The sequence below is a fragment of the Rhizobium sp. ZPR4 genome (assembly GCF_040215725.1).
GTDB classification, from domain to species: domain Bacteria; phylum Pseudomonadota; class Alphaproteobacteria; order Rhizobiales; family Rhizobiaceae; genus Rhizobium; species Rhizobium rhizogenes_D.
Map to the genome: position 1 here is coordinate 414,291 of NZ_CP157969.1, position 23,658 is coordinate 437,948.

General features: G+C 55.6%; 23 protein-coding genes. 10 read left to right on the top strand and 13 right to left on the bottom strand.

What is annotated here, in order from left to right:
- Positions 1-11 precede the first annotated feature (11 nt).
- Positions 12-758: an SDR family oxidoreductase gene (locus ABOK31_RS29790; RefSeq protein WP_174172576.1), complete on the bottom strand. Its 747-nt coding sequence runs from the start codon at positions 756-758 to the stop codon at positions 12-14.
- Between the two features lie 43 nt (positions 759-801).
- The gene (locus ABOK31_RS29795) at positions 802-1,194 is read right to left on the bottom strand and encodes a DoxX family protein (RefSeq protein WP_174172577.1); all 393 of its coding nucleotides are present in this window, start codon (positions 1,192-1,194) and stop codon (positions 802-804) included.
- A gap of 156 nt (positions 1,195-1,350) precedes the next feature.
- On the opposite strand from ABOK31_RS29795, the gene ABOK31_RS29800 reads away from it, so the two are divergent.
- A complete protein-coding gene (locus ABOK31_RS29800) occupies positions 1,351-1,731 on the top strand; it encodes a helix-turn-helix domain-containing protein (RefSeq protein ID WP_174172578.1) in 381 nt (126 codons plus the stop codon).
- 191 nt (positions 1,732-1,922) lie between these two features.
- Here the strand turns inward: ABOK31_RS29800 and ABOK31_RS29805 are convergent, their stop codons facing one another.
- The 5 genes from ABOK31_RS29805 to ABOK31_RS29825 all read right to left on the bottom strand — a co-directional run bounded on the left by ABOK31_RS29805 (position 1,923) and on the right by ABOK31_RS29825 (position 6,869).
- Positions 1,923-2,438 carry a hypothetical protein gene (locus tag ABOK31_RS29805; RefSeq protein WP_349962548.1) on the bottom strand — a complete coding sequence of 172 codons (516 nt, stop codon included), beginning with the start codon at positions 2,436-2,438 and terminating at the stop codon, positions 1,923-1,925.
- A gap of 131 nt (positions 2,439-2,569) precedes the next feature.
- On the bottom strand, positions 2,570-3,613 hold the full coding sequence (gene ugpC, locus ABOK31_RS29810; RefSeq protein WP_349962550.1) for a sn-glycerol-3-phosphate ABC transporter ATP-binding protein UgpC: 1,044 nt from the start codon (positions 3,611-3,613) through the stop codon (positions 2,570-2,572).
- A gap of 26 nt (positions 3,614-3,639) precedes the next feature.
- Positions 3,640-4,386: a carbohydrate ABC transporter permease gene (locus ABOK31_RS29815; protein ID WP_349962551.1), complete on the bottom strand. Its 747-nt coding sequence runs from the start codon at positions 4,384-4,386 to the stop codon at positions 3,640-3,642.
- Between the two features lie 87 nt (positions 4,387-4,473).
- A complete protein-coding gene (locus tag ABOK31_RS29820; protein ID WP_349962552.1) occupies positions 4,474-5,403 on the bottom strand; it encodes a sugar ABC transporter permease in 930 nt (309 codons plus the stop codon).
- 191 nt (positions 5,404-5,594) lie between these two features.
- A complete protein-coding gene (locus tag ABOK31_RS29825) occupies positions 5,595-6,869 on the bottom strand; it encodes an extracellular solute-binding protein (protein WP_349962554.1) in 1,275 nt (424 codons plus the stop codon).
- Between the two features lie 177 nt (positions 6,870-7,046).
- Between ABOK31_RS29825 and ABOK31_RS29830 the strand changes: the two genes are divergently transcribed.
- The 4 genes from ABOK31_RS29830 to ABOK31_RS29845 all read left to right on the top strand — a co-directional run bounded on the left by ABOK31_RS29830 (position 7,047) and on the right by ABOK31_RS29845 (position 11,210).
- Positions 7,047-8,603: a hypothetical protein gene (locus ABOK31_RS29830; RefSeq protein WP_349962556.1), complete on the top strand. Its 1,557-nt coding sequence runs from the start codon at positions 7,047-7,049 to the stop codon at positions 8,601-8,603.
- Between the two features lie 34 nt (positions 8,604-8,637).
- Positions 8,638-9,657, top strand: coding sequence for a LacI family DNA-binding transcriptional regulator (locus ABOK31_RS29835; RefSeq protein WP_349962558.1), 1,020 nt, complete (start codon positions 8,638-8,640; stop codon positions 9,655-9,657).
- A gap of 87 nt (positions 9,658-9,744) precedes the next feature.
- Positions 9,745-10,683, top strand: a complete 939-nt coding sequence (locus ABOK31_RS29840) for a 2-hydroxyacid dehydrogenase (protein ID WP_349962560.1) — start codon at positions 9,745-9,747, stop codon at positions 10,681-10,683.
- A 47-nt stretch (positions 10,684-10,730) separates the two neighbouring features.
- Complete coding sequence (locus tag ABOK31_RS29845) at positions 10,731-11,210, top strand: gluconokinase, GntK/IdnK-type (protein ID WP_349962562.1); 480 nt, start codon at positions 10,731-10,733, stop codon at positions 11,208-11,210.
- A gap of 578 nt (positions 11,211-11,788) precedes the next feature.
- On the opposite strand, the gene ABOK31_RS29850 is transcribed toward ABOK31_RS29845, so the two are convergent.
- From ABOK31_RS29850 to ABOK31_RS29860, 3 genes are all read right to left on the bottom strand, one after another.
- Complete coding sequence (locus ABOK31_RS29850; protein ID WP_349962563.1) at positions 11,789-12,838, bottom strand: GGDEF domain-containing protein; 1,050 nt, start codon at positions 12,836-12,838, stop codon at positions 11,789-11,791.
- Positions 12,839-13,383: 545 nt separating this feature from the next.
- The gene (locus ABOK31_RS29855) at positions 13,384-13,695 is read right to left on the bottom strand and encodes a hypothetical protein (RefSeq protein WP_349962565.1); all 312 of its coding nucleotides are present in this window, start codon (positions 13,693-13,695) and stop codon (positions 13,384-13,386) included.
- Positions 13,696-13,917: 222 nt separating this feature from the next.
- A complete protein-coding gene (locus tag ABOK31_RS29860; protein ID WP_349962567.1) occupies positions 13,918-14,592 on the bottom strand; it encodes a hypothetical protein in 675 nt (224 codons plus the stop codon).
- Between the two features lie 296 nt (positions 14,593-14,888).
- On the opposite strand from ABOK31_RS29860, the gene ABOK31_RS29865 reads away from it, so the two are divergent.
- From ABOK31_RS29865 to ABOK31_RS29880, 4 genes are all read left to right on the top strand, one after another.
- Positions 14,889-16,037 (top strand): helix-turn-helix transcriptional regulator, encoded by a 1,149-nt coding sequence (locus tag ABOK31_RS29865; RefSeq protein ID WP_349962569.1) that lies wholly within the window; start codon positions 14,889-14,891, stop codon positions 16,035-16,037.
- Positions 16,038-16,222: 185 nt separating this feature from the next.
- Entirely contained in the window at positions 16,223-16,927 is a 705-nt protein-coding gene (locus ABOK31_RS29870) for an outer membrane protein (RefSeq protein ID WP_349962571.1), read from the top strand.
- Positions 16,928-17,076: 149 nt separating this feature from the next.
- Positions 17,077-17,367, top strand: coding sequence for a hypothetical protein (locus tag ABOK31_RS29875; RefSeq protein ID WP_349962573.1), 291 nt, complete (start codon positions 17,077-17,079; stop codon positions 17,365-17,367).
- Positions 17,368-17,665: 298 nt separating this feature from the next.
- A complete protein-coding gene (locus ABOK31_RS29880) occupies positions 17,666-17,878 on the top strand; it encodes a hypothetical protein (protein WP_349962575.1) in 213 nt (70 codons plus the stop codon).
- Between the two features lie 58 nt (positions 17,879-17,936).
- Here the strand turns inward: ABOK31_RS29880 and ABOK31_RS29885 are convergent, their stop codons facing one another.
- Positions 17,937-19,850, bottom strand: a complete 1,914-nt coding sequence (locus ABOK31_RS29885) for an ATP-binding protein (protein WP_349962576.1) — start codon at positions 19,848-19,850, stop codon at positions 17,937-17,939.
- Positions 19,851-19,866: 16 nt separating this feature from the next.
- Entirely contained in the window at positions 19,867-20,688 is an 822-nt protein-coding gene (locus ABOK31_RS29890) for a response regulator transcription factor (protein ID WP_349962578.1), read from the bottom strand.
- A gap of 54 nt (positions 20,689-20,742) precedes the next feature.
- Between ABOK31_RS29890 and ABOK31_RS29895 the strand changes: the two genes are divergently transcribed.
- Positions 20,743-20,997, top strand: coding sequence for a hypothetical protein (locus tag ABOK31_RS29895; protein WP_349962580.1), 255 nt, complete (start codon positions 20,743-20,745; stop codon positions 20,995-20,997).
- A 684-nt stretch (positions 20,998-21,681) separates the two neighbouring features.
- On the opposite strand, the gene ABOK31_RS29900 is transcribed toward ABOK31_RS29895, so the two are convergent.
- Positions 21,682-23,541: a TRAP transporter large permease subunit gene (locus ABOK31_RS29900; RefSeq protein WP_349962582.1), complete on the bottom strand. Its 1,860-nt coding sequence runs from the start codon at positions 23,539-23,541 to the stop codon at positions 21,682-21,684.
- Between the last annotated feature and the right edge of the window lie 117 nt (positions 23,542-23,658).

Consider the following 23,658-nt stretch of genomic DNA (forward strand, 5'->3'; position numbering starts at 1 on the left):
GGTCCTGTAGATCACCGTGCGCTGTCGATGATTGCGCCGCCGTCAGGCGTGAGGCTGTAGCCCGTAATGAATTGCGAATCCTTGCTGGCAAGGAACAGGACGACAGGGGCGATATCGCCCTCCGGCGAGCCGAAACGGGCAAGCGCATTGGTAGGCGGCGGAACGTCCTTACCCGCGGCACCCCAGGTGTCGGCGATCGGCAGAATGTTGTTCACCGTGATATTGTCCGCACCCCATTCGCGTGCTGCGGTCCGGGTGAGTGCGCGTACCGCCTCTTTGGCCATGTTGTACGGACCGTAACCACCCAATCCGATAGTGGCAGCCATCGAAGCAAAATTGATGACGCGCCCCGCCCCGCTTTGCTTGAGATAAGGATAGCAAGCCTGCATGAAGCGCAGACATGCGATTGGCCCTGTGTCGAAGTTGCGTTGCAATTGTTCGACCGAAAGATCCAGAACGGATGACAAGACCACAGAACCATCGAAGGCGTTGTTCACGAGAATGTCGATGCGACCATAGACGGCGATCACCTTGTCCACGGTAGCCCTGATCTGGTCGGCTTCACCGACATCGCAGATGACACCGAGCGCAGTGCCGCCGGCTTCCCGAATATCTTCCACAACGCGTTCCACGCCTTCGGACGTGCGTGAAAGCACCGCAACTGTGGCACCTTCTGCTGCAAAGAGTTTCGCGGTGGCGCGACCAATTCCGCGGCTTGCGCCTGTGACGATGGCAACTTTTCCATCAAGTCTGCCCATATTCATCTCCATCCATAGCTGGGGGTTTTCAGTTGTCGGAATGTCAGCGCTGTGCTGCCTGAACGTAGGGGGATCGCGCGGCGCGAGCCTCGTTTTGTGTGGCGAACGATGTGACCATGAGAATGAGACCAATAATGGCTGGCAGAGCTTCGAGCGGCTTGCGAACGCCGATATGCGCCAAGGCCGCTAACGTCAGATGAAAGAAGATGCCGGCATAGGCCAAATCGCTGAGAGGCACGCTGATGCGCCAGAGAATGGCGACTGGTGCAAGGATTTTGACGATGATCAGGAGTGGCACAAGATGAGATGCCTTGTATCCCAAGTCGCCAAGAGCCTTGCGGACCCAATCCCCTTTTGTCAGGTACATGGTCGCGGATGTCAGATAAAGCAGGGACAGAAGTGCCGTGCTTATCCAGTATGTGCTGTATTCAAGCATGATCTCTTCCTTGCCGCCGAACGGGCGGCAACATCACTTTGATTCGATTTTTGGTTAGCCTTGAGGGTCGCAAGCTCGTCGCGATCCCTGGTGCATGATTAGAAAATGTCGTCTAATATCGATTACCGCAAGTAGGATGAATTACTTGCTGCTAGTATGGAAAAGCAGACTATGGCCGATCAAGATGTCAATATGCATGAGGAGATGCGCCGGGCGTTCTCGCTGCTCTCGGGCAAGTGGAAGCTTGAAATCATGTGGTTGCTGAACCAGCGGGTCTACAGGTTCGGGGAACTGCGTAAGGCGATACCCGGCATCACCCAGCATATGCTGACGGCCCAACTGCGCGAGCTCGAAGCCGACGGTCTCGTATTACGCACCGTCTTTCCGGAGGTTCCGCCGCGCGTCGAATACGAGATTACAGAGAAGGCGCGCGGCCTTGGCCCCACGATGGAGGCGCTGACCGCGTGGTGGAGCGAGTATGGGAGGAGCGTGCCGGTGAGACCCAGTGCACGCGGGCGCAAGGCCAGAGATGCATAAGCTGCCTAGGCAACAAGTCACGTTATTTTTCGCCGATCTATAATGGCTGCGGCAGGATGGCCGGTTGCACGGCGCCCGAGCTCAGGCGAGTATGGAGTAGCGTATAGCGCCTGTTTCTCTCGTCAGCGTAAACGTCGCGGCGGAAGAGGCGATCGCGAACCTTCTCTTTGAAGGCGCATTTGTTGGAGAAGCTAAAGGCGTTCCTGTCGACTTCTAACGCATATGACATCTGACCATTCGACATAGACGACGCGGCTATCGTAGCCGGCGGCCGCGATGTCGGTCATGGCATAGTCGATGACGATCTCAAATTTGATATCGGGATATTTTTCCATGAAGGGGGCGAGTTTCGGCCAGAGTATGTAATCGACGGTAAAGTCGATCGCCGAGACGCGGAAGGTGCCCGCCGGTTTGTCTCTCAGTTCGCGCAGCGATTCCAGCTCGGCTTTGGTTTCATCGAGACGTGGGCCAGAGCCTGCAGCAAGCGCTCGCCGGCTTCGGTCGGCGATACACTCCGCGTCGTGCGGATCAGCACGCACCCTGAGCCGTTCTTCCAAAGCGCGAATGGTTTGGCTTAGCGTCAGCTGCGCGACGCCCAGTCTAGCTGCCAACCGCGTAAAATTTGCCACAAAACCGTAAATCATGCTCTTGATGAGATTTGAACCTAACCCATACCGATCTAGCGACGCGCCCGATTGGATCAGCATGCTAATTTGACGAATTCAGTGTCGCCGATGGCGATGCCGGACTTCTGCTTATGACAAAACAAAACTATAGGCGCCCCTCAAGCTGAGCGCCCTTAATTGCTTTTATATTTCTCGAGTAGCAAGGCGTCTGCTTAGCAGATCGTAACACCCTGCTGATCAAACAAATGAACAACCCCAAGATCAGGCTGCACGCGAATGATCGATCCGGCTTGCGCCGAAATCCGTTCACGAAATACGCAGGCGACGTTCTGATTGCCAAGCCTTGCCAGAACCATAGTCTCCGAGCCGGTTGGCTCGAGCACGACGACTTCAAGCGGAAGTCCATCATCAGCAAGACGAAGGTTTTCCGGTCTCACGCCATATGTCGTGGCAAAACCCGGACGTTCGGCCGGCGTCGGCAGCGCAATTCCGTCCTCGGTCGTGAAACCGGATGCGCTCATCGTACCTTTGATAAAATTCATGGAAGGTGAGCCGATGAAGCCAGCGACAAACATGTTCTTCGGATGGTCATACAGATCGAGCGGTGTGCCGATCTGCTCGATCGCGCCATCGCGCATCACGACGATCTTATCAGCCATGGTCATGGCTTCGACCTGATCGTGCGTGACGTAGATCGTCGTGGTTTTCAAGCGCTGATGCAATTCCTTGATTTCCGCGCGCATCTGGACGCGCAGCTTGGCGTCGAGGTTCGAGAGCGGTTCGTCGAACAGGAACACTTGCGGGTCTCGGACAATGGCGCGCCCCATGGCGACGCGCTGGCGCTGGCCACCGGAGAGCTGGCGCGGATAGCGGTCCAGCAGGTTCGTAAGGCTGAGAATTTCCGCTGCATGCTTGACCTTTGCCTTGATCTCCGCATCGGGAATCTTTTTCAGTCGAAGCGCAAACCCCATGTTCTCAGCCACCGTCTTGTGCGGGTAGAGAGCATAGCTCTGGAAAACCATGGCAATGTCGCGGTCTTTCGGCTGCAGATCGTTGACAACGCGGCCACCTATAGCGATCTCTCCAGACGAGATTTCTTCGAGGCCGGCGACCATCCGTAGAAGGGTGGATTTGCCGCAGCCCGAAGGTCCGACCAGCACGACAAACTCGCCGTCCTGAATATCGATGGAAACATTCTTGAGAACTTCGAGCGACGCATAACGCTTGCCCGCCTGCCTGATCTGTACGCGCGACATACGCTCCCCCTGGAAATATTATTCGGTCAGCCTTTAACAGCGCCCATGGTCATGACGTTGGTGATTTGTTTGTGCAGCATGAGGACCAGAATCAATGGCGGCGCGAGATAAGCGGTCGCCATTGCCATAATGCCGCCCCAGGCGACCCCGTCTTCATTGCTCATCGCGATGGCGATGATAACCGGAGCGGTGCGTGCGTCGTTTGACGTGAACACCAGTGGGAACAGATACTCGTTCCACGACCCGATCGCGACGACCAACGAGACTGCAGCGATCGCCGGTGTCAGCAACGGAAGAGTGATGCGGGTGAAGGCACCCACGCGCGAACATCCGTCAATCATCGCCGCCTCTTCGAGATCGATCGGGATATCGTCGACAAATGTCTTGATGAGCAAGGTCGCCATGCTTACGGCAAATGCCGCGCTGCACAGTACGAGCGGGGTGATCGTATCCAGCCAGCCCAATTCGTTAAAGACCGGGTAAAGCGGGATCACCACGATGATCGACGGAAACATCCGGATGAAGATCATCAAGAAGGCCGGTACTTTCAACCAGGGCTGGCGCAGGCGGGAAAACACGAAGGCCGAAGCGATGGCCATCACTAGCGTCAGCAGCGTCGTAAGGATTGTCACGATAACGCTGTTGAAGAAAGAGCCCCAGAAGCGCGGGAAGAGATTCGCAATATTCTGGTAGTTGGCGACCGTCGGTTCGGCGATCAGCCTGGGCGGATAAGACCAGATCAGGCCGCCTGGCTTGAAGGAACTACTGATCATGAAGACGATCGGGAAGAACGCCCAGATGACGGCAATGCAGAGAAGGATGAAGACAGCAATGCGTCCGGTGATATTTCCGCTCATCGTTCAGGCCTTGGTTTTGGGGAACATGTCGCGATAGGCGCGCCAGATGATCAATGCAGCCATCAGCATGGTCAAAGCCAGCATGACCCAGCCCACCGCAGCACCCATGCCGAACCGGAACGTGCCGAAGGCCGTCCGGTAAAGGTAATGGGATAACAGCGATGTGGAGGTCCCGGGGCCACCGCCAGTCATGGTCTGGATCGTGTCAAATTCGCGCACGGCAAAGATCGTTTCGAACAGTGCCATGATCGACAAAGCCGGCATGATGAAGGGCAGTTTGACATGCCAGAAGATCTGGAACGCCGTGGCGCCATCGATCTTGGCCGCTTCCTTCACCTCGGTCGGAATTCCGCGCAATGCGGCAAACAAAATGATGGCTATGAACGGAAAGCCGCGCCAGACGGCAACGATCACTACCGCCAGCATGGAGGTCAACGGCGTGGACATCCACGGTACTGCTGGCAGGCCGAGCGAGGTGATGACATAGTTGACCAGCCCGTAGGATGGGTCCAGTAGGTTCTTCCAGATCACCACGCCCACGACCGGGCTGATGGCAAAAGGCGCGATCAGCAGCGCCATCCAAAGCCTGCGAAGCGGCAGTTCATTGTCGAGAAGCAGCGCGATGCCAAGCGCCACAAGCAATTGCAGGCTGACCACGCCGATCACATAGCCGATGTTTCTCAGCAGAATGGCGTAGAAGACGGAGCTGTTGAACAGCGTGGTGAAGTTCTTCATCCCGATGAATTCGGCATCGATCCCCGGCGAATAATCGGTGAAGGCAGTCGCCAGCAGAGCGACGGCCGGAATGCCGATGAACAGCAGCATGAGCAACATGGGCGGCGTCACGGCCGTGGCTGCAATGACCGTCTCCGAGAACCGACGTCCTCTGGCAAAGGGTGAATGGGGGGTGGCGGTCGTGCCGTTCGTAACCATACCGGTCTTCCAGTTTAAAGAGAATGGCGAAGCAACGAAGCAACAGGGCTCACCAAAGCGCTTGACAAGAGAGCAGCGACGAGCGCAAGCCACTCCGGTAAACAGCCCGGGAAAACATCTCCCCCGGGCCACAGGCCTCGATCGACGCCTCTTCCGGCTTGCCGGTTAAGCCATACGATTAAAGGCTTCGATTATTCGTAGATGTCCTTGAGTTCGCCGGCGAGCGTGTCGAGCGTGTTTTTGGCGGGAGCACCGTTGACGACGATGTTCTGGACGGCAACAGCGATGGCGTCACTTGCTTCGCCGAGCCGCGGATTGCCCGGAAGGGGCGGCCGCGAAATGGCCAGTGTGTCGATGCCCACCTTGTTGGCGGCAATCGTTTCGCCAAGCTTTGCCAGCGGCGCCGCGCGACAAGGCTGGTTGCCGTTGGACATCATCATGGCCTCCGGCTTGGGGCCGGCCAGGTATTTGAGCAGTTCGTAAGCCTGTTCCTTGTTCTGAGAGCCCTTCAGAATGCCGGCACCCCAATAGAAGGACTGGCTACCGGCGTAATCGACACCGTTCTTGCGCAAGGAATCCTGGATCGGAACGTGGAAGGCAACCGTGCCACCCGGACCAAGTGCTTCGGTCGATTCGAATCGCGACGTGAAATTGTCATTGCTGACGACCATGGAGAGCCGGCCCTGCGTGAACATCTGGTCGGCATCGACGCTGGTCCAGTTCGGCGGCATGATGCCTTCTGCATAGAGCTTATGCAGGAACTCGGCAGCCTGTACCATCGCCGGGCTGTTGACGGCCACTTCACCCTTCTCAGTGATGATCGAGCCGCCGAACATGGCGCCGATTGTGGCGAAGCCGGAAGGCACCTGGTCACTGATGCCGCGAACTGCGAAACCATAGACCTTTTCGCCGCTCGGCTTGGTGAACGTGGCCTTCTTGGCCGCGTCATACAATTGTTCGGGGGTCTTCGGCTCGGCGCTGATGCCTTGCTCGGACATGTATTTCTTGTTGCCCCAGAAGATCCAGACGCCGCAGCGCAGCGGCACAAGATAATGCTGGTTCTTGATGGTGCCGGCTTCTACCGGCGGCTTTACCCAATCCTGCGGGAAGCCGGAAATGGCGTTGGCCGCCATGTACTTGTCGAGCGGCTCGAGAAATGCGGCAAGGCGCGGATTCGACATCAGTTGCGACACCATGATGACGTCTTCGGCCGACTTGTTGAGCGTTCCCAGACGCGGCAAGGCTTCAAGAATGCCGGGGCCGGTCTCGACATTGACGGCGACCTTCATGCCCTTTTCCTTTTCGAAATCGGCAAGTGCGTCGACGCCGGATTTGACGCCCACGCCACGCATCGACGATTCATGGATGTTGACGCCCACTACGGTAAGCTTCTTTTCCTGAGCAAGAGCCGTCGATGACAAGGCCGCCAACAGGGTGACGGCCAGAATTTGAATCCTACGCTTCACTTTGTCCTCCCAATACATTCAGACTTAGATTGACTGCCAATTCGTCTGTGAGTGCCCCCAACACCCTAGCGATCGCTCAAATCACCACATCAACTTTTCGACCGATCTAATTGTTTCTGACACTCTTGGATCGGTCTAAAAATGTCAACTTCTTTTTATTATCGACATAATTGACACTTGGAACGGTCTAAAATATCTCAATTATATGCTGCTGGAGGAAAGTTCGCTATGACATCAGAAACGCCCATCACGCTTGGAGCTGGTCGCCAGCTTCTGTTTGATGACTATCTGATCGCGTCGTCGCAGTTGTCACGTAAATTCCATCAGCCCAAGGTTCATCCGGCAACGCCTGTACTCAAACCGGAAACGGCGATCGAAATGAACGGCGGCTATTGTCCGGTCGCCTGCACCTTCCAGGACGGCGTCTTCTTCGATCCCGCCGACAATCTCTTCAAGATGACCTATCATGCCGGCTGGTTCGCCGCGACGGCGCTAGCCACCAGCCGCGACGGCATTCACTGGGATCGCCCGGTACTGCCGATCGATGGCATCACCAATCGCATCTTGCCGATCAGCTATCCGCGATTTCGAGATGGCGCAGGTTTCTGGCTGGACAGTTTCGCCACTGATCCAGCCGAACGCTTCAAGATGATGGTCTACTATCGTCACGGCTCTCATCCGAGCATGCCGTATGTCGATTACGACTTTGACGGCGTGAAAGAACAATATGGCGAGATCTACACTTCGCCGGATGCCATCAACTGGACGCCGCGCGGGCGAACCGGCTTGTGCGGTGACAATAGCAACTTTTATTACAACCCCTTCGATCGAAAATGGTATTATTCGCTGCGTGTCCACGCCGAACGCGGCCGCCAGCGAAACTACGTGGCGCATGAGGATTTCGTCGAGGGCCGCAACTGGACGGAAGAAGAGCGCAAGCCCCTGGTCGTTCCCGATGAGATCGACCATGCCAATCCTCTCGGTGTCGTACATTCCGAAATTTATAACTTCGACGCCGTGGCCTATGAAAGCGTGATGCTTGGCGTCTACGGCATGTTCCGGGGGCCGCAAAACCCTGAAAGCTTCTATAACGGCCTGCCCAAGATCACTGACCTCGAGATCGGCTTCAGCCGCGACGGGCTGAACTGGATCCGACCCAACCGCGGAGAACCATTCCTCAAGCCGTCACAGGTTCCGGGCCAATGGGATCGAGGATATCTGCACGCAACCGGCGGCGTTTGTCTGGTCGTCGGCGACGAACTTTATTTTTATGTGTCAGGCTTCTCGGGGATCTCTCCCAATCTTGGAACACATTCTTATGCAGGGGGTGCCGTTGCATTGGTTACCCTGCGCCGTGACGGATTTGCCTCCCTTCACGCGCAAGGCAGTGGAGAGATGGTCACCAAACCGCTGATTTTTTCCGGTAGTCATTTCTTTATCAATGCCGATGCCAATCAAGGCCAAATCAGAGTTGCCGTTTTGGGCGAAGACGGTCAGCCCCTGACCGGATACGGTCTTGAAGACTGTACGGCCATTACAGTGGATAAGGTGACATGCGCCGTTAACTGGACAGGCCGCGACCTCAGCGGGCTTGCAGGCAAGCCTGTCCGCTTTCAGTTCGCACTCGAGAACGCCCACCTTTACGCGCTCTGGGTCAGCTCATCCGAACGCGGCCAGAGCGGCGGTTATCTTGCAGCCGGCGGTCCCGGCTATTCTGGCGTCACCGACGAATGAGTTCTACCGCCTTACCGGCCAGGGGAGAATGCAGATGAACGACGAAATGGACCGCCGGATGACGATCGACGATGTCGCGAAAGCCGCAGGTGTTTCGCGTTCAACGGTCTCTCTCGTACTCAGAAACAGCGGCCTTGTGGCCGAGCGAACCAATATTGCCGTTCGCGAAGCTGCCGAACGCCTTGGCTACGTTTATAATCGTACTGCCGCCCTGCGCGCGCGCCTGAGCAACCTGGTCGGCATCATCATTCCCGATCTGACCAACCCGTTCTTCTCGGAATTGACCGCGGGCGTCGACCAAGTCTTAAACGAAGCTGGCTGGATTTCCCTTCTTGGCAATTCCTGGGAGTCGGGAGCCAGCCAGGAAAAGATCCTCCGACGAATGCACGAACACAATGTCGATGCCGTCATTGTCTGCCCCGCGACGGATGGCGACAATTCCGCGATCGAACAGTTGGCCCGACCCGACTTGCGCATCCTTCAAGTCCTTCGCCGTGTGGATGCAGACACCAGCTATCTCGGCATTGACTACGCAGATGGCGTGGCTTTTGCGGTCGAACACCTACACGCCCTGGGACATAAGGATATCGTGTTCCTCGGCGGTGAACGGGTGCATTCGGCTGCGGCTGAACGCCTTGCCGGATATCAGTCCTCGATGCGTGAGCGTGGCCTCGCGGCTAGACATATTCCCTGCGCCTTACGCAGATCAGCAGCCGTCGAAGCTGTTAGCGCGTTGTCGAATGCGGACAAGCTTCCAACGGCATTCATTTGCTTCAACGATGTCGTGGCGATGGGAGCAATGGCCGGACTGGAGCGCATCGGCAGGAAAGTCGGACAGGATGTCTCGGTTGTCGGTTTCGACAACGTCGCCGATGCGGCGTTTTCGATGCCCCCACTGACCACAGTAGATACCCATGCCCGTCAATTGGGAGAGACGGCAGCCAGACTCGTGCTGGAGAGTATTCGCCAAGGCCGATCAATGCAAATCACGACGATAACTCAACCATCTCTCGTCGTGCGCGGATCCACCGCCAAAGCCCCCGGCTTGCCCTGAAAGCCCGATCCCGACCGACTGCTTCCACACCGGCACATCCACAAAAATACACGAGCCAATTCGCTCAACCGATTCATTGGCAAACACATGAAACCCGATATTCTGCTAATCAAACCTTTAATGAAGCCCATCGAGGACGCGCTCGATGCCCGCTACACGGTCCATCGTCTCTGCGATACCGGCCAGGTCGATAGCCTGCAACAGGCAATGCCGGCCATCCGGGCCGTTGTGACCGGCGGTGGCCGCGGATTGTCAAACGAATGGATTGAAAAACTTCCGGCGCTTGGGGTGATTGCTATAAACGGCGTCGGCACCGACAAGGTCAATCTGCCCTTCGCGCGCGACCGCGGTATTCATGTCACCACTACGCCCGGGGTTCTGACTGACGACGTGGCAGATATGGGCCTGGCACTTTTGCTGGCCGTGCTGCGCAGAATTCCTCAAGGCGACAGTTTCGTAAAGGACGGTCTTTGGCCCGGTAAAGGCTTCCCTCTTGGAAGAAGCCCCAAGGGCAAGCGCGTGGGCATTTTAGGATTGGGGCTGATCGGTCGGGCATTCGCCCGCCGGGCAGAAGCATGCGGGATGGTGGTTCAATATTGGAATCGCTCCGAGATCACGGATGTCTCTTGGCGTTCTATGGAATCTCCGATCCTGCTCGCAAATGAAAGCGACATTCTGGTAGTCTGTGTCGCAGCAACTGCCTCCACGCACAACATCGTCAACAAAGAGGTGCTGCAAGCCTTAGGATGCGACGGCGTTCTCATCAATATTGCTCGCGGTAGCGTTGTGGATGAGGATGCCCTGCTTGCGGCACTCGACGAAGGCACGATCGCAGCAGCCGGCCTGGACGTGTTCGTTAATGAGCCTAACATCCGGCCGGACTTTTTTACGGCGCCCAATACCGTGTTGATGCCACATCAGGCGAGTGCGACATACGAGACCCGCATCGCGATGGGCAACATCGTTGTCGAAAATCTCGCTGCCTTTTTTGAAGGCCGCATTCCGCCAACCACAGTCAATTCCTAACAGAAATTCTCGCATCATCGTTGATGGCATATCCCTCGGAGGCAGAGATGAGCAGATCCGACCTCGATCATGTACCATCAATCATCGTGATGGGTGTCAGTGGTTGTGGTAAGTCGTCAGTCGGCCAGAAGCTCTCGGAACATCTCGGTCTCAGTTTCATCGAAGCCGATCAGCTTCATCTGCAAGCGAACATCGTCAAAATGTCTCAAGGTGTCGCGCTGACGGACGATGAGAGAGCACCGTGGCTGGACCTTATCGGGGACGCGATCAAACTATTGCAAGCCCGAGGTGAACACGTTGTTGTATCCTGCTCAGCATTGAAGCCGGGCTACCGAGATAGATTGAGGATGGCCTGCAATGGGCGCCTGTTCTTTGTCTACCTATCGGGCTCGAGAGAATTGCTGTGTGAGCATGGGGTAGACTGCGCTTCGACAACGATCTTAAGTTACGGTGAATTGGACCCGCCGGAGGACCACCCTTTTCCACATTTCGCTTTTCCGCTTTCCTGGCTTCGCATATCGGGGTGAACCCCTTGCTGTTTGGTGTCCGGCAAAAAACCGGCCAGCAACTAACTGTACAAGTCGTTCTTTCGACATCGGCGGGGCGGCTAAACGCATGATAGGCATCCATTTTGACGTCTTGATCGTGCCAATGCATGCTCATGCGAGCAATGACAGGGCGGGACCCTCCCCAAATAATTTCACATGAGAACATTTCCAGTCGATCTGAAGACAATGCAAATTCAAGGCAATCTGGCCTTGGTCGTAAAATGGTAGCCGACGGTTGGTCGAGTTGCTCCCACATACTGATCCGCTCGATATTTCGGGCGGGGGCCACCCGGCGATGAGCGCCACAAGCCACTTCGTCCCTGCCGCGATTTTCTTCTATATCAATGCCGCAAAGGATTGGTTGTTCAGGCAAATGAAAGTTTAACCCCTCTCCAAGCTCGCGTTCATCCGAAGCTGTAAAAGAGGGGGAGCAAGGCCTGTTCCCACAGGCACGCTTAGGCCGAACGGATCATGAATATCACATATTCGATTTCGTGTTCACGAGCGCCTGTCATGTGCGGAGGTGATTGATCGGAAACATCCTTACACGGCACATCTTACGTATTGAAAATAACGCGATTTTTGCCGGATCGCTTTGCCTGATAGAGCAACATGTCTGCTGAAGACAACGCTTGCGCAAAGTCGCGTGAGAGAAGGTTCACAAGATGCGTCGCACCTGCGCTGATAGTGACAGGAAACGGTCCTGTAGCTAATTCCAAGGGCATGCTTCCGATGTCTTCGACAAGCCGGTTACAGACGGACTTTAGGTCTGCCGGAGAAATATCCGATAGGATCAGCAAAAACTCCTCGCCGCCCCAACGGGCGGCAATGTCCGTCTTGTGGCGAACGAGTTTTCTGATTTTTGCCGAGACTGCCGCGAGAACTTCGTCGCCTACGTGATGCCCATGACGATCATTGATCTGTTTGAAGTTGTCGATATCGATAATAACGAGCCCAATCGGCATGCGGACGGCCGCCCGTTCGAATGCTTTTAATACGTAGTGTCGATTGTGGAGGCCAGTGAGCCGATCGGTTTCAGCATGCCGCTGGGCACCCTTTAGAAGACGATTGCGCTGGCTGACGAGGTCGCTCATGAAGATACTGAAAACTGCCACCATCGCCGTGTTCATTCTATGCGCAAAAAGCTCTGGGAAAAAAAGTGCTGGAGGCAGAAGCGAGTTGGCTGAGGTATAGAAATAAGCCTGTGTGACCGATGAAAAAATCATGAATCCGCCCGTCACCAATAGCGACCACAAGAACCCCAGGCGAGCAATGGCGATCAGGCATGGAATGATAGCGATCGATGTGATCGACAGCCATTGGGAAAAGGAAATGGCAACCTGAATTGCGGCCAGAAGCGCGATGAAAAGGACCGATTTAAGTTCCAGCGCTTTGATTCTAGCTTTCCATCCCGGATAAAAGCAGCCCACGACCATCATCGTGACGATGAGACATGTCGTTAACTGTTCATTGGTCCACTGAATGATGTTGAAACCGGAAAACTCTCCATGCAGCAGCATATTGAGTATCGTCCCGGCGATGATGCCGTGGACGAAAACAGATAATATAACGGGAAGGGCGATTATAGCCGTGCGTCTATAGGGCATAAGATATCCTATATATTTCAGACTTAATTGCATAAATTTGAAATAAAGTGGGATATATAGAGCATCCATTGAGCAATATAGGAGATTTGTTGAGAAATTAGGCAGGCCATAAACCAGTATCGTTGCGATACACCCGCTCGAGAAATACAGGAAAGCAAAGGCTAGGAATAATGGCGCACCCTGTTGTAGACGCCCGCGCCATTGCATTGCGAGTGTCGCGCCAAGGGCATTGCCGGGCCAAAATAGTACAGTCCCGGTGGACTTCACCATTTCCAAGGCGAGCCAATTTACCAGGCTGCATAAGACGAGAAAAACGGCTAGCTTTGCTCCAGTGCTCAATATCTCACCATCAGCTGATTTCGGTTCATGCCCAAGAATCTTGCCCAGTCAGACGATAGCGCTGCCATCGTACCTGATGGCGGCCAGATGATGCCCGATCATCACCCCTTCCGTTCCTGAAAATACCACATGAAAATGCACAAATCGGAAATTTCCCGATGAATTTTCGCCTGATTCAGTCGTGCAATATTTTCGAGATCGCAGGCTTAGGTAAATGAAGGAGCAGCTCTGACGCGCATGACGGCCGCCGGCTTGCTGCGAATTTCCTCGCGATCGCCGAAACGCTCATCTCCATGGCAAGACATCCGCAAATTCTGCTTCTGCTTGTCGCTCAGCATTGAGGGACGGCCGAAGATTTTAACGTATTTGAGGACGGATCGCGTCGGCTCGATCAGCAAGTCCCGCTCGAACTGTGCGACTGCATTGGGCACGTTCATGGTCACGGCACAGACCGAACCAGGGAGATCGGCACCGTCGAGCGCAAGGCAATACCCCAGGCCATTGCTCGCCCAGAGCAAGCAAGTTTCCGACAAGCCGGCATTTTGTAGTGCTCTTGATGAGGTTCGAATTGCTGGCCTAGGTATCACTCTCAGAGTATCGCAGATCAAGTGGTTGAAAAAAACGAATCTCAATTTCGAGGTTTACGAAAAAGTCACCGACTGCGATTGGCAGATATGTTTGTTAAGATGTGTTTCCAAGCCACTGCTTGGTGGACCTCGACCAGAACGGAATTCACACCCTCACGGAGATCGCGTGAGCGTTCCGGAGAATGTGGCCGGGGCCGCAGCAAACGTGATTGACGCGGTATTCTGTCCGGTCAGGACCATGGTTGCGGTTCCCTGCGATCCATCACCTTGAGCAACATAGTTAAACATTAGAGTATTGCCGCTAATCAGCCCGGTAAATGGCGTGTTGAAACCGCTCTTCCCATCGTGCCACGTGCCAGTCACGTTGGAACCTCGAGCGCTAACCACGATGTCCGTGGCATCGGAGACAAAAAGCCAACGGACATGTCCCGACCAGTGCCCCGGGAAACCGCCCTGACCCATCGCTTCTTTTGGAATTGCGGCTCGCGGACCGGGCTCTCCCTTGGACGCGTAGGCCGTGCACCTGCTGGCCCGAATATCCTGCTTCAAAATAGGCTTGCTGCCAAACAAGCTTTCGGTGTCAGCATTGCTGTTACTCAGTACGGTTTCATAGGGTGTCGAATTGACAAAATATTCGACCTTGGAGCACTTCCGTGCCGAGCTTCGCACCAACAGCTCTGCGCCATAACTCGGTGCTGAACCGCGGGTCCGCTCGAGTGTGATCGTCGGTGTACATTTACCAATTGGTCTGCCGAAATCGCAATCGCCAGCGTTTGCCCCCGTCGCGATACCACACGCAATTGCTGCCAGAACTAGCTTTGCTTCCATAAATTCCCCGACCGCCCGCTTTAGAACCATGTCTCCACGAAGCCGCATGGCACAACACATTGATCAATATATTGAAATCAAAGTATCCCGCACCATACAGGCTCAAAGTGACCGGAGGCATCCCCTAAATGGGGTATGGATGTCTATTACCATTACGATAGGAAGTTCAGGTTCCAACACGAGATGCAGGTTTCGAACTTGTCGGTTCTACCATGAGGCCCGTTGTTCTTCGAGCGTTCCGACAGGCGTAGTTGAGTAGCTGATCTGTTCTCTTCGATCCCGCCAGTTTTGAGATAATGCTGAACTTGAATAATCACCGCAGACGCATTGTTAGTAATCTTTCCACCATTATCGAGGAAGCGGCGTTCAACCCCGATCAATGGCAGGTTTTTGCCGACACGTTTTGCGAACTGATCCCTGGCGCAAAAACACTCTTCCTCGCCAACGATCGAGAGGCCTACCGTGATATACCTCTGGTTCATTCCGGTTTTGAAAACGACGCGATAAGGAAGTTTGCTGAACACTATGGTGCGATTAGCGGCTGGACACCGTTCAATCTCGCGCTTCCAGTGATGATGCCGCGCAGAACCGAGGACTATCTTCCGGCTTCCTCGTTCCATGACACCGAATTCTACACCGATTTTCTGCGACATCTGTCCGATAGCGACGCAGCCACGGCTATCAAACTCAGCGCCGATCACGAACGAAGTGCGGAATTTGTCGTGCACTATGCCGCACGGGATAACGAGCGGATCAACTCGGACGTTGAGCCGGTAATGCGAGCGCTGGCACCGGCTATGACGCATGCTCTGTCGATGCTGCGCATCCGCATGGCTGATGGAAAAAAAGCCCACCGCGCTAGCATTGCAGAAGCGATTCTCGATCCGGCTTTTATGCTTTCCTCCAAAGGTCGTGTACTGGCGACAAACAGCGCAGCACGCGTACTTGCAGACGAAGCCGTGCTGGTACGCGTAGCACCTGGTGACCACCTGCAGTTCCTATCCCCGCAAACGGCTGCAACCGTCACGGCACAAATGGCGAAGATCATGCGTGGACAGTTGCTGGCCGTCGGTCATGAAACCATACAAGCTCGCCATGCAGACGCTCTTTACTCGATTGCTGTCCATCCAATGGCGCTAGGTGCACGGATTGGTTTTGATCTGCTCGCAGCCGCGGAGCCCTGCATTTTGCTGATCATTCGTCCATTGCTCGCATTGGAGGCAAATGCTTCTGCGGTATTGCGCGGAACATTTGGATTGACCGCGGCGGAAGCGCGTTTGGCAATCGGATTGGCGAAAGGTGCTTCCTTGTCCGCAACGGCCATCTCTTTGGGAATTACCTACCAGACAAGCCGGTCGCAGTTGAAAGTCGTCTTCGCAAAACTTGGCGTGCACCGTCAAAGCGAGTTGGTCGCCGTCCTTCATCCCCTCATCAACGCCTTGTAGGGGTAGAACCCGCTCCGTCCTGTTGCGGAATTACAACGGACCTCAACGGCGATGCGCAATCGAGGAGCGAGACCCCTCAAATGTGGGATGCGGGTCCATCTCGATTTCCCGAACAATGATCATGCAAAACATCGGGTACGCCCCGTGCCGATGTCGGACGTCTTTTGGTGAATTAAGGATCAGCCATGACGAAAAATACCATTCTTGCAGCCGCTCTGCTTCTCTTTTCTCCAGTCGCTGGTCTTGCCGCTGACCTAAGCTCTCAGCCTGCCGAACCACCGGCCCCGACGGCTTCGCCGTTCACCTGGACCGGTTTCTATGTTGGCGGCTACGCTGGCGGTGCCTTCGCAACGAACAAGCTCAAAAGCTTTGGCGGATCGACGAGCGTTTCGCTGTCGCCGGACGGTTTCACCGGTGGTGGCTTGGTTGGCTTCAACTACCAAATCGGTTCGGTCGTTTTCGGTGGTGAAGGCGAATTTGGCTATGATGGCTGGGAGGCCGGCAAGAACTATCTCAACGCTCGCGGTGGCACGCGTCATGCCGAATCCGAAGGCTCTTATATCGGCCGTGTTCGTGGCCGCGTCGGCTATGCCTTGGACAATCTGCTCCTGTACACAGCTGGCGGTGTCTCCTTTGCTGACGACAAAGTGACGCAGACCAACAACTTCGTCGGTGTTTCCAATTCGATCACCAAGGACTTCGTGGGCTGGAATGTCGGCGCCGGAGCAGAATACGCGTTCACGCCGAACTGGATTGGACGATTGGAATACATCTACGACGGCTTCGGTAAGAAGACCTACGATTTTCAGTCATTGCCGGGCACCTTCGCCAACCGCAGGGTCGGCCTCGATCAGAACACGATCCGCGTCGCACTCTCTTATAAGTTCTAAGACCGGAGCCCAGCTGCAACTGGCTGGGCTTAGCAAACGTCGGACATCCCGCATGTTTCCATTAGGATTCGGGAATGCGGCGCGGCCGATTTCATTTTCAACGACAGGTAACACTTTCAATAGGGAGAGGACCCATGAAACCCATAATATTGTCGATCATCACAACCCTTCTCGTCGCCGGCGCAGCACCAACGACGCAGGCTGCATCCCCCGTGCTCCAGCTCAAGGAAACCAAATTCGACGGATGCAAGAAATTTACGACACGCGCGGGCAAGACCTGGAAGGCGGCCGGGAAAATCGTCGTGCAGGGAGCATCATGCCCCGCAGATTTCAAAGGAAAGCCGACAATCCGCGGTGAGATGCTGGACGCTCACTCGGTCAAATTGGCGAACGGCTCAATCTGCAGGTTCGACGACACCGGCAAAGGGCATTGCAGTTGACACCTTGCCGCTCACTATAGCGACGCATGTTGCGAATTTGCGCCGCCAGCAAAATCCTCCAGGCGCTGACAGGTACTCTTATAGTTCTGGTATAGTTCTGGCAGCGCTTGTGATCTCTCTGCTATCCGCGTTTGCTGATACGCCGGTATCGTAGGTAGTCCGTGCAGCCAAGCCTTCACCTACACTGGGGTTCGACGACTATACCGTCAAGAATAGCTCCGGTGACGCCATCGCCATCGACGGCTTCAACGAGGACCAGTTCCGTGTCAGCCTGGGTGCTGAGATCGCGCGCTCTTTCGTGCTGGAGAGCGGTAGCAAACTAACACCGAAGCTCGGCCTCACCGGTGGCTTCTCCGGCCTCGACGGCGCCGGCGCTTTCGGTGCCGTTACAGCCGGATTGCGGCTGCAGACCATGAACTTCTGGATGCTCGATACAAGCCTGCTCTTCAACATCGAGGGTGACGGGCAGAAATCCGTCGGTGCCAAGGTCGCTGCAGCCAAGAAGTTTTAAGCGATGCCTCAATGATCGCTCGCGATCGATGACATCTAAATGGGTTCAGGACAAGCAATTACGACAGGCTGAGGCGTGCGACGGTTCCTGCTGTGTTGGAGTGCAATGTGAATGTGCCGCCGAGAGCATCGGCTCGCGCTTTGATATTGACCAAGCCGCGCCCACCGCCCTTGGTGGCGGCAGTGGCATTATCGATGCCGATCCCGTCATCGATGACCAAGACCACACATGACGACAGGTCGGAATTCCTTGATACTTTATTTGGACACATAATCTTCAATGTTACGATCTTCGCTTGTCCATGCCGTACGGAATTTGTGATGCATTCCTGAATGATGCGGAGCACATGCAGCGTGGCCTCGGCAGAGAGCACAAGGTCTTCCGCCTCCGGGCCGATTTCCCAACGTGTTTCCACTCCGACCGCCGTCAAACGCGGGCCTAGTCGATAGCGAAGGTTGGCCAGAGCGTCGATCAGCGTCACAGTGCTTGGGCCGCGTGCATCGAGAAGCAGATGAAGCTCTTCCAGCGAGGCCCGTACGGCATCCTCAACTTCATGGGTAGAGATTTCGCCTTGTGTGAGACCGCTGAGGAGGAGTGATAGCCGTGTGCCCACGCCGTCATGCATATCGCGCATCAGCCGAAGCCGCTCCTCGGTACCGATGGCTTCGCGCTCCGTTACGCGTCTACTCTCATAGAGTACTTCAAGGTCCTGGCGTGCAGCAGCGACGCGTGCTTCTAGAACTTTGTTCACGCTGCTCAGCGCGGCCCTGGTTCTCGCCATATCGTCGGCGAGAAGGACGCTCGTAAGAATGAGGGTAACGGGAAAGCTCAGTGCCATCCACAGCATGCTTGAGAAGGATCCAACACCTCCGATCCAGAGAACGTCATGAACGGCCGGTCCGATCTGCCCCAACACGCCGCTCAAAAGAATGATCCGATGGAGCGTTGGTTTCGAGATTGCACGATATGTGAATACACCAACGCAAAACAGCCCGATAAGGAGCTCGGGAACATACCAGAGCCAAGGCGATAGAGCCATGAAGTGGTCGGTCGGAATGAGGAACAGCACGATCGATCCGGCGATTGTGAACATTGTCAGCGCAGCTTCGAACCTGGGCCAGCGACAATCGGAGAAACGCAGCAGAAATACCCAAATGAAGCCAAGTGACCAACCGAGACTGGCACTGACCAGTGGCCACCAATACTCGATCGACATCGGAAGAAAGTCGAGAAAACCGTGAAAATTACGCAACCCGAACAGGATAGAGCCGGCGCTGAATAAACCATAGTTGGCAGAGGCAGCAGGATCGCGGAGCCAACTGAACAATAATGGAATGGCAAGAACGATGACGGTAAGATTTGCGACGCCTAACAGATCGACCTGAAACAGCCAGCGCAGTCTATACGCTTGGTGAAGAGGATCCTTCGGACCAAAATAGCTCTCCGAAAGCCCGGCCCTGCTGTTGGCCACGCCGGTGACCGATATCACGATTTCGTTGTCGCCGGGATGGAGCGTCTCGGCGGGAATCGTGAGATAGAGAGGGCGATTCCAACGCCAGGAAGCACTATCACCACTTGGCGATTCAGCAAGCGACACGCCGTTGATCGTTACACCGCCCCGATTACTGACACGGGGAATGTAGAGGGCCCTGTCGGCAAGCGCGCCCTGCTCCACCTTTACATGGAAGCGGTAACGCCCGATTCCACCGAATCCTGGATGCGACTTGTTCCATGGATCAGGGAGTGTAGTCGGCATCTCCTGGGGCGTACCGCTGGAAGAGCGATCACTGCCCCCAATCTTGTCGTGGGGTAGCAAAGTAAGCTCGGGCGCTTCCAGCCGCCACTGATGCAATGCGTGTGACGGTATCATCCACACGATGACAAACGGCACAATCGCGACGACAGCGATGATGCTCACTACCATAGCGAAGTGCCAGTTGATGTGACTGCGGACGCCTACATTTGTCGTCATTCCCTTGCCGACCTATTCAGATGAGCCCGAGGAGAGATGCCTCGAACACAGCTTCACCGCGCGTGCTCACTTCGAGCTTCCTATAGATAGCCTTTGCATGGGAGCGTGTCGTGTGCGGCGAAAGATTGAGAAAGCGAGCAACTTCGACGAGCGTAAATCCCTTGGCAACGAGCTGAAGCACTTCCATCTCCCGTGGCGACAGTCTCGGATCTTGGGAACCGGTCGTTCCGGTACTTGAGTGCGATAATCGGATATCGCTCTTAGGATCCCGTGGAGTTGCCGCTCCTCTTTTTTGGACGGCGCCAAGAATGTGACGAGCTATTTTCGGATCGATTGGCGAATGCCCGGCCCGAAGGTCGTCGATGGCAGCACTCCATTGCTGGGGAGCGCTCTCCTTCAGGAGATATCCCGTGGCACCGGCAAAAATCGCCGCAACAACATTTCCCTCATCGGCAAAAACCGTTGCGACCAGGATATCAGCCTCAGGTTGATGCTGACGCGCCGCACGAATGGCTTCAATCCCAGATCCATCCGGTAGGCCGAGGTCGACGATCATCAAATCGAAGGCCTCCGTCTGAATACTGCGGAATGCCTGACGCAGATTGGCGCACCATGCGACAACATGATATTCAGGCTGAACGTAGACGATTGCCTGAATTGCCTGCTGCCAATACGGATCGTCTTCAACGACCAAAAGTCGCATCATTCCCTCCCTAGGGCTCGTCCGACATAAGCTGATCGAGACTTTCGCGCCGCCGCCACAGTATTTCAACGTAGAAATTTGCGAAAAACCAACCTCATTCACATTTCGCACGCATTTGAGGTACGGATTGGGCATGCTGAACCTCTCTACTTTTCGAAATGTCCATAAAACACTAGGAATAGAGGTCCCATGGCCGTAAGTCTGGCTGGCCCCAATGCAACAATTGTTACTGCTGTTGCAGAAGACTGCATCTGGGTGGCGACCATCGTCAGTCCGAGAATAGATAACATCATGAACGTTGTGCAAAGCAGTCTGAGCGACGACAAACAGGACGAGATTCGTCTTATCCTGTTTGTCGCGCTATACTGCGAAGCTGCTACGGCGCCTGTGGTTCCGGCGGACGACAACGACCTGCGTTCCAATCATTTTGTGGACAGTAGGTAAAGTTAACGCGTGCATTGTGAGACGTGTAGATGCCTGTGGTCCGGCCAGCTCCGACGGTGAAGCCGCCAAAATTCCCGTCGCTCGCCTTATATGAGCCGACTATCGCGTAAGGGCAGTTGTTTATAATAACTGACGGAGATCGACTCGTATCAGCACTGGCGCAAGCCAGTGCTGCGTTTGCGGTTGCGAACCCCGTAATAATCGAAAAGACAAATTGACAAACACGCATGATGATTCTGCTCCCTATCTTGCTTCAAGATCGACCTGCAGCTGAGCGGGTCTTGGCAAATATGGAACAAACCAATATGGGCTTCTCCCCCCGATTGCGGGATGTCCAAGCAAAAGATTATATGAACGACCTTTCTATATCCTCATCACGAGGATCAGAAGGCCTGTCCTGGCTGCCACGGTCACGCTAAGCGGAAATCGCGGGTGTCAACGTGCAGAAATGAGCGCGTACCGTATGCGAACATAGTATCCATCGGACATAGCAAGGTGTACATCTATGCTCTTGAACCAACTCAAACCAACAGCCGGTTAACTCTCTAAGACCCAAGGCTCTTATAAAAGCGGAACGTGGAGTAGAAGCAGGAAACGATCACATATCGTGTAGCTTGCCGGGATAGACCTGCGGAGGCGCTCCAATGTTCATGATTTTTGCATCTGCGTTGCCGAGTTGGGGCGTTAGAGGAAGCCGATGGAAATCCATGGAATAAAGATGATCAACATCAAAGCGAAGAACAACGCCAGAAGATGCGGCCAGACCTTGCCGATGACGTCGTCGGGTGAAACACGGCCAATGGCGCAGGCCAGATAGAATCCGACGCCGAAGGGCGGAGAGAACAGCCCAAAGCCCATCGCAAAAACCGCGACGATCGCATAATGCACTTCGTCGATACCGAGCAGCTTGGCGATCGGGAAAAGCAGCGGCCCAAACAGGACGATCGCCGGCACGCCTTCCAGGACGCTGCCCAGAATGATGAAACTCAGCGCGGAGATCAGCAGGAAGCTGATCTTTCCGCCGGGAACGCCTTGCATCAGGTCGACCAGATATTGCGAAAAGCCGGATTGCGTCAGCGCCCATCCCATGGCGGTCGCCGCACCGACGACGAGCAGGATGGAGCCCGATAGAGAGGCCGCATCGACCAGCATCGGATAAAGTCTGCGCCACTCCATCTTGCGATAGAAGAGAGCGCCGACGATGATCGAATAGATGATGCCGATCGTGGCGACTTCGGTGGCTGTTGCCACGCCCTCGACCACCGCCGTACGGATGACGATCGGCAGGCCGAGGCCGGGAATCGCAGCGAAGAACAGTTTCAGCTTGAGCTTGCTATCGACCTTTTTCGCATGGCTCATATCTTCGCCGCGCGTTTGGATGTAGACGACGACACAGAGCGCCAGCATGCCGATGAAGGCGGGAAGAAGGCCTGCGGTGAACAAGGCGGCGATCGACACGCCGGTGACCGAGCCGACCGTGATCAACACGATTGACGGCGGGATGGTCTCCGACATGACCGCAGACGCCGACAAGAGGGAGACCAGATCGCTTTCCCGATTGCCGCGCTTCTTCATTTCCGGAAACAGTGCCGGAGCGACGGCTGCCATGTCCGCAGCCTTGGCACCGGAAATACCCGAAACGAGATAGACCGCACCGAGCAGCACATATTGCAGGCCGCCACGCAGATGGCCGATCAGCGAGACGAGAAAGGCGATCATCGCCTGCGCTAGTCCGGCCATCTCGATGATGGCGCCCAGGAACACGAACATCGGCACGGCGAGCAGGATGATGTGCGACATGCCCTCGCTCATCCGGCCCGGCACGATGGAAAGCGGCACCCAGCTTGCGAAATTGAGATAGGCCGCGGTCGCCAGTACGAAGGCAAAGGCGATCGGCACGCCAAGAACAATAGCCACCAGCACAATGCCGAGGAAGAAGATCAGCAGGCTGTAATTGCCGATCTCGTCGAACCACGGCGTCGCCAGTTGGAAGAGGCCGAAGATGACAGCAAGAAGCACTAGGCTTGCAATCAACTGTACCGGCTTGCTCGACTGGATCATCTTATCGATCGCTGTGAGCAGCATCAGCACGACGCCCACGAGCATCGCGGCTTCGCGCCATGCTTCGCTGATCTGCAGGACAGGAGTCACGCTGATGACACGCTCCTCGACATGCTGCCATGTCGGCACCACCATCAAGAGCAGGAGCGCCGAGACGATCATCATCGCAAAGGCATTGGCGCGCTCTTGCCAGGGCGGCGAGAACTTACGGACGAAGGCCGTCAGCCGCATGTGCTGGCCGCGGCGTAGCGCCACCACCGAGCCCAGCATGGACAGCCAGATAAACAGGATCGTGGCAACTTCGTCGGACCAGACGAGCGGACTGTGAAGGGCATATCGAGCAAGCGTCGCCCAACCGAGCAGAATGACCTCCGCCAGAACCAGCAGCGCGGCGGTCGCCTCCACGGCATGGCCGAGCAGACTGTCGAAACGCTGAAACGCCCCACGCGGAGCAATCACCTCCGCACCAGCTGTCGCACCCATGATTGACCTCCCCAAAATCCGCCGATCCGAGCGGCGCGGCCTGCCTTTTCGCAAACCGGAACGTTTAGGCTGAGCGATACGCCTCCGCTATTTGCGGCGGGACGCACGCTTTACGGC